Genomic DNA, 6,525 nt, shown 5'->3' with positions numbered 1-6,525 from the left:
GATCGAGGTCGTCGACCTCGATCGCCGCGCCGTTCGCCAGCCCCAGGTCGGCGGCGTCGCCGGGCGCCATGAGGACCGCCTCGCGCGACAGTCCGTTCAGGGAGTCGACGTCGGCGTGCACGATGCTGTTGAACTGCTTGCCGCGGCGCGTGACGACGCGGAAGTCGCCCGCCGGGGTCGGCGCGTCGTCGACGGGGACGGGGTGGAACCGGGCGCGCGCGTCGGGGGTGGGGAAGGTGCCCCCGGCGCAGAGGTGCCGGCCGCCGTACTGCACCTGGTCGCCCTTCGCGGCGAGGCCGTCGATCCCGGCGTAGAAAGGGACGACGTCGGCGATCTCGCGGCGGATGGCGGCGGTGCCGTCGAAGGTGACGGCGTCGGCGCGGTCGGGCCGCACGCGGCGGGCGAGGTCGGTGAGGACGACCCACTCCGGGCGGGCGGCGGCGACGCGCGGCCCGGGGATTTCGGGGCTGAAGATGATGCGTCGCTCGGTGCTGGTCTCGGTGACGCCGCCGGGGATCTCGTAGCGGGTGGTGGTGGGGAGCACGATCACGGTGTCGGCGGGGTCGGTGAGCATCTGGCTGCTGGCGACGACGTCGACGTGCACGCGGAGAGGGATGGCGGACAGCGCCGCGTCGGACGCCGTCGGCGACGGCATGACCTCACGGAAGTTTCCGCCGACGGCGAGGAGCACGTCGACGTCGCCTCGGGCGGCGGCCTCGAGCATCCGTGGGGTCGTGAAGCCGGGCGCGTTGGGGACGGTGAAGCCGTAGCGTTCGGAGAGGGCGGCGGCGGTGTCGGGCGTGAGCGCCTCGCCGCCGGGGAGGGCGGTGGCGTAGGCGCCCATCTCCGCGCCGCCTTGCACGCCGCTGTGCCCGCGGATCGGCATGAGGCCGCAGCCGTCGCGGCCGATGAAGCCCTGCGAGAGGGCGAGATCGACGATGGCGCGGACGTTGTCCTCGCCGTCGCCGTGTTGCGTGATGCCCATGCCCCAGACGAAGACGGCGCGTTCGGCCTTCGCGACGCGTTCGGCGTAGGCCTCCATGTCGTGCCGGGTGAGGCCGGCGGCGCGTTCGAGGGTGCTCCAGGGGGTCGCCTCGAGGACCTTTCGAAGCGCTTCCCAGCCGTCGGTGTGGGCGGCGATGAACGCGTGGTCGAGGGCGTCGGCGGCGACGAGGGCTTTGAGGGTGCCGTGGAGGAAGGCGCGGTCGCCGCCGGGGGCGACCTGGATGAAGGCGTCGCTGATCTTCGTGCCGAACAGGGCGCTCTCGACGTCGGAGGGCACCCAGTACGCGTCCATGCCGGGCTCGCGGTAGGGGTTGACGGTGACGACCTCCGTGCCCGCCTTTTTCGCGTGGTAGAGGTACTTCATCAGGACGGGTTGGTTCTTGGCGACGTTGCTGCCGAAGAAGGTGATCAGGTCGGTGCCGACGAGGTCGCCGTAGGAGCAGGTGGTGGCCCCGACCCCGATCGAGGCCTTGAGCGCGACGGTGCTGGGGGAGTGGCAGACGCGGGCGGCGTTGTCGACGTTGTTCGTACCGATTGCCCGCATCGCCTTCTGTGCGGCGTAGTAGGTCTCGTTGGGGAGGCCGCGGCTGGTGAGGTAGAGGAACGTCCGGTCGGGGGCGTCCGGGTCGATGCGCTCGGCGATGAGGGTGAGGGCCTCCTCCCAGTCGATGGGCTGGAAGCCGGGGTCGCCGCGGCGGCGGATCATCGGATGGGGGAGGCGACCGAGGTCGCGGAGCTCCTGCGAGGACAGGGTGCGGAGGGCGCCGACGTCGGCGAAGCGCTCGATGGGCGCTTCGGGGGCGGTGTTGAGGCGGAGCAGGCGGAGGCGGACGTTGCAGAGGTGGATGCCGTCGACGGTCCAGTCGTTCATGCCGCTCGTGCCGAGCGCGCAGCCGTCGCAGACGCCGTCCTGCAGGATGCGCCAGGCGTAGCCGGCGCGGTCGCGGTTCTCCCAGCCGGCGCGGAGGACCTCCCCGAAGTTCTCGAGGTGGGTGAGGGGGACGCGGGTCGCCCAGCCGTCGGGGTTCCAGCGGGGGTCGGGGGCGCGGACGTAGGTTTTGGGGCGGCTCCGGAACAGGCCCATGGGGGCCTCCTTTCGGCGCGGTGCGCGCAGGCGCAGGGGTGGACGTTGACACGTGGGCGCGAACCCACTATCCTCATCCCCAATCCCGTAGATTGGATCCAATATTATGGATAGTACCGTATTCGAGACCCTCGGGCGTGAACCGGCCACCGAACAGGTGACGACCCGCCTACGCCAAGCGATCGCCACCGGCCTCCTCAAGCCCGGCGAACGCCTCAACCAGGCCGAGATCGCCGAACGCCTCGGCGTGAGCCGCATGCCGATCCGCGAAGCCCTCCGGCAGCTCGACGCCGAGGGCCTCGTGACCCTCCAGCCCTACCGGGGCGCCATCGTGTCCAGCCTCTCGTCCGCCGAACTCACCGAGATCTACGAGATGCGCATCGCCCTCGAGGTGCTCGCCCTTCGCCGCAACCTCCCCCGCATGGGCGACGACGTCCTCGCCGCCATGGAGGCGCTGCTGCACCGCATGGACGAGGAGGAGGACGGCGCGGCGTGGATCGCCGCCAACGTCGAGTTCCACGACCTCCTCTACGGACGCGATCGCCCGAGCCTCCTGATCGAGACCATCGACAACCTCCGCGTCAAATCCGATCGGTTCCTCCGCCTGTTCGTCACGCAACGCGACCGTACGGCGCACGCCCAGGAGGAGCACTGGGCGATCTACCGCGCCTGCCGGCGGGGCGACGTCGACGCCGCCGGACGCCTCCTGCAGGGCCACCTGCAATCCACCGTCACCTCGCTCGCCGAACGCCTCGACGCCGACCCGGCCGCCGAAGCCGCCCCCGAAAAGGAGTAACGCCATGCGCATCGTCCGCTACGCCAGCCCCGAAGGTCCCCGTCACGGCCTCATCGAGGGCGACACGCTGTACGCCGCGGAGGGCGCGCCCGGCGCCCTGCGGCGCGGCGCCGTCGTCGGGCCGCTCGCCGAGGCGACCCTGCTCGCTCCCGTCGAACCCACCACGATCGTGTGCGTCGGGAACAACTACGACGAACTCCTCGCCGCCAAGGGGCTCGAGCGGCCCGAGATCCCCAACGTCTTCCTCAAGGCGGCCAACACGATCGTCGGTCCCGACGCCGACGTCGTCGCCCCCGCCGGCCAGCGCTTCGAGTTCGAAGGGGAGCTCGCCCTCGTCATCGGCGCGACCGCACGCAAGGTGGCCGCCGCCGATTGGCGCGACTACGTCCTCGGTTTCACCATCGCCAACGACCTCACCGCCCGCGACTGGCAGCTCGCCGACACCCAGTGGTGGCGGGCCAAGAGCTCCGACACCTTCTGTCCCGTGGGGCCCTGGATCGACACCGACTACGCCGACCCCGAGACGCGTGCGCTGCAGACCCTCGTCAACGGCGAGGTCAAGCAGGACGCCTCCACCGCCGACCTCACGTTCAAGCTCGGGGAGGTCCTGGAGATCGTGACCGCCTCCCTCACGCTGCAACCGGGCGACCTGGTCCTCACCGGGACGCCGCCCGGCTTCTGTCCATTGCATCCCGGGGACGTCGTCGAGGTTCGCATCGACGGGCTCGGGGCCCTGCGCAACACCGTCGTCGCCGGCTGAGCGCGACGCCGTCTTCACACCGTTCTGGAGGGGACACCGTGAGCGATTCGAAGAACGTCAAGCTGTCGATCCGAGGCATCCGAAAGGTCTTCCACATCCGCCGGGGCGGCGTACGCAGCGAGCTGCTCGCCCTCGGAGGTATCGATCTGGACGTCGCCGACCACGAGTTCGTGTCCGTCATCGGACCGAGCGGCTCGGGGAAGACGACGCTCCTCAAGATCGTCGCCGGGCTGTCCACCCCCACCGACGGCACCATCGCCATCGACGGCCGGCCGGTCACCGGCCCCGGCGACGACCGGGCGGTCGTCTTCCAGACGTTCGGCCTGTTCCCGTGGAAGACCGTCCTCGACAACGTCCGCTTCCCCCTCGACATCCGCGATACGGCCGCCTCCGAAGCCGACCGCCTCGCCCGCGCCAACATCGCGAAGGTGGGCCTCGAGGGGTTCGAGGATGCCCACCCCCACCAGCTGTCGGGCGGCATGCAGCAGCGCGTCGGGCTCGCCCGAGCGTTGACCGCCGACCCGGAGATCCTGTTGATGGACGAGCCGTTCGGGGCGATCGACGCCCAGACGCGCGAGTTGATGCAGGAGGAACTGCTCAAGCTGTGGTCCGAAACCAAGAAGTCGGTCATGTTCATCACGCACGATCTCGATGAGGCGGTCCTGCTCGCCGACAGGGTCGTGGTCCTGACCGGCCAGCCCGGCACCGTCCAGGCGGTCGTCGACGTCCCGCTCCCCCGCCGACGCTGGGAGTACGACGTGCGCGCCGAACCGGAGTTCGCTCGCGTCCGCCACGAGATTTGGGAGATGTTGCGCGAGGGCATCGTGCGGCACGAGGCGGACGAGATGCAGGCTGCACGGGCGGCGGTCTGAGGCGGCCATGCGCTACGTGAAGCACCTCGTCTTCGCGCTCGTCGTCTTCGGGGCCTGGGAGGCCGGCGGGCGGTTCGGCAACCCCGACGTCCTGCCGCCGTTCTCGGCCGTCGTCGCCGCCTTCGTCGACATCCTCTTCGGGCCGCTGCCCGCCGCCCTCTTCGAGAGCCTGCGCCTGCTCGTCATCGGCTTTTCGACCGCGCTGGCGCTCGGGGTGTTCCTGGGCCTCGTCGTCGGCCGCTACCGCTGGCTCGACCGCACCCTGAGCCCGTACTTCTCGGGGTTGTACGCCCTCCCGACCGTCGCGCTCGTCCCGCTGGTCCTCATCTGGTTCGGGTTCGACCTGTCGGGCCGCGTCGTGGTCGTCTTCCTCGCCAGTTTCTTCCCCATCCTGATCAACGTCTACCAGGGCGCGCGCGATACGCCTCCGGACCTGCTCGAGGTCGCCCGCTCCTTCGGGGTGCGCCACGAGTGGGGCCTGGTGCGTCGCGTCGTCATCCCCGCCGCCGTTCCCTTCATCCTCGCGGGCGTACGCCTCGGGATCGGGCGCGGCGTCGTCGGGATGGCCATCGCCGAGGTCTACCTCCGCCTGAGCGGGCTCGGCACGCTGATCGCGACCTACGGTTCGTCGTTCCAGACCGCCTACCTGATCGCCGCCATCCTCCCCCTCCCGTTCCTCGGGATCGTCCTCACCAAACTCCTCGCGCTCCTCGAGCGCCGCTTCCAGGTCTGGAGCACCTGACCCGGAACGGCCTCGACGCGCCGCTGCGTCGCAGAAGGGAGGTCCGACCGTCGTCCCGTCCCCCCTCGCTCGCCCGAGTTCGATCTCGGGACCTCCGTTGCGGAGATGAACCCAAGGAGTCCGTATGAAGACGTCCGTTGCCCGTCTGTTTCGCACGCTGAGCCTCGCCGCGGTGTTCGTGGCCGGCGTCGCCACCGCCCAACTCACCCCCGAGGAGGCCGCCGCCCAGTACGACCTCGACCTCTCGGGCACCAGCATCACGACGACCAGTTCGCTGGCCGGCGCGCTGCTGATGCCGCAGGCCTACATGCTCGACATGCTCGAAGCCTGGGGCGCGGAGGTGGAGATCGTCACGCTGACGAACACGTCGGGCGTGCAGGCCCTCATCGCCAACCGCAGCAACCTGGCGCCCCACGGCGCGGACGAGCTGATCATCGGTGCTGCGCAAGGCGCGGAACTCACCGCGATCGGCTCGCCCCAATCGAAGATCAACTACGTCCTCGCCGGCCAGGCCGACGTCGCATCGGTCGCCGACCTCGAGGGCCGCACGATCGGCATGTCCGGGCCCGCCGGCTTCGATGCCTTGCTCACCCGCTTCTCCCTCGCCGACGAGGGGCTCGACCCCGAACGCGACGTGAGCTTCGTGCAGATCGGCGGGAGCCCCGATCGCGCCGCCGCGCTGCTCGCCGGCCGGGTCGACGCGGTCACCATCGGCCTCGACGACTGGTTCGACCTCGCCGAGAAGACCGACGATGCGCGCGTCGTGCAGTACATGAGCGAGGTCGTGCCCGACTTCGCGACCGAGCTGTACTTCAGCCGCGCGGAGTACATCGACGCCAACCCCGACCTGGCCCTCGCGATCGCCTGCGGGAACCTCGAGTCGAACCGGTGGGCGAACGAGCATCGCGACGCCTTCCTGGCCTACACGGTCGAGCAGGTTCCGGGCACCAGCGAGGCCGCGGTCCTCGGCCTCTACGACGCCGCGATGGACGTCGGCATGTGGCCCACGACCCCCGAGGGCGTCCTGTCGACCGCCGGGATGCAGGGCCTCATGGAGGCGATGCTGGAGACCGGCGACATCACCAGCCCGGTGCAGGTCGCCGACTACATCGACATCAGCTTCCTCGAAGACGCCGCCGCGCTGGGCTGCGGCCAGTAGGACGCATCGATGTCGACGACCCCCCTGTCGACGCCCGCGAACGGAGGGACCTCCGGTCCCTCCCCCCGCGGGGCGTGGGTCCGACTCCGCGGCTACGTGCGCGACAT

At 70.5% G+C, this 6,525-nt stretch carries 6 protein-coding genes; 5 read left to right on the top strand and 1 reads right to left on the bottom strand.

Annotation, left to right across the window (positions count from 1 at the left end; all coding sequences use genetic code 11):
• A partial coding sequence (locus RI554_09300; GenBank protein ID MDR9392209.1) for an FdhF/YdeP family oxidoreductase occupies window positions 1–2,089 on the bottom strand: 2,089 nt, incomplete at its 3' end.
• A gap of 106 nt (window positions 2,090–2,195) precedes the next feature.
• On the opposite strand from RI554_09300, the gene RI554_09295 reads away from it, so the two are divergent.
• From RI554_09295 to RI554_09275, 5 genes are all read left to right on the top strand, one after another.
• Window positions 2,196–2,885, top strand: a complete 690-nt coding sequence (locus RI554_09295; protein MDR9392208.1) for a GntR family transcriptional regulator — start codon at window positions 2,196–2,198, stop codon at window positions 2,883–2,885.
• A 4-nt stretch (window positions 2,886–2,889) separates the two neighbouring features.
• Entirely contained in the window at window positions 2,890–3,645 is a 756-nt protein-coding gene (locus RI554_09290) for a fumarylacetoacetate hydrolase family protein (protein MDR9392207.1), read from the top strand.
• A 38-nt stretch (window positions 3,646–3,683) separates the two neighbouring features.
• The gene (locus tag RI554_09285) at window positions 3,684–4,517 is read left to right on the top strand and encodes an ABC transporter ATP-binding protein (protein MDR9392206.1); all 834 of its coding nucleotides are present in this window, start codon (window positions 3,684–3,686) and stop codon (window positions 4,515–4,517) included.
• 7 nt (window positions 4,518–4,524) lie between these two features.
• Window positions 4,525–5,259 (top strand): ABC transporter permease, encoded by a 735-nt coding sequence (locus tag RI554_09280; protein MDR9392205.1) that lies wholly within the window; start codon window positions 4,525–4,527, stop codon window positions 5,257–5,259.
• A gap of 124 nt (window positions 5,260–5,383) precedes the next feature.
• Complete coding sequence (locus tag RI554_09275) at window positions 5,384–6,418, top strand: ABC transporter substrate-binding protein (protein MDR9392204.1); 1,035 nt, start codon at window positions 5,384–5,386, stop codon at window positions 6,416–6,418.
• Window positions 6,419–6,525: the final 107 nt, after the last annotated feature.

Source organism: Trueperaceae bacterium (genome assembly GCA_031581195.1).
In the GTDB taxonomy this organism is placed as follows: domain Bacteria; phylum Deinococcota; class Deinococci; order Deinococcales; family Trueperaceae; genus SLSQ01.
This window is presented reverse-complemented; position numbering and strand designations above follow the sequence as displayed.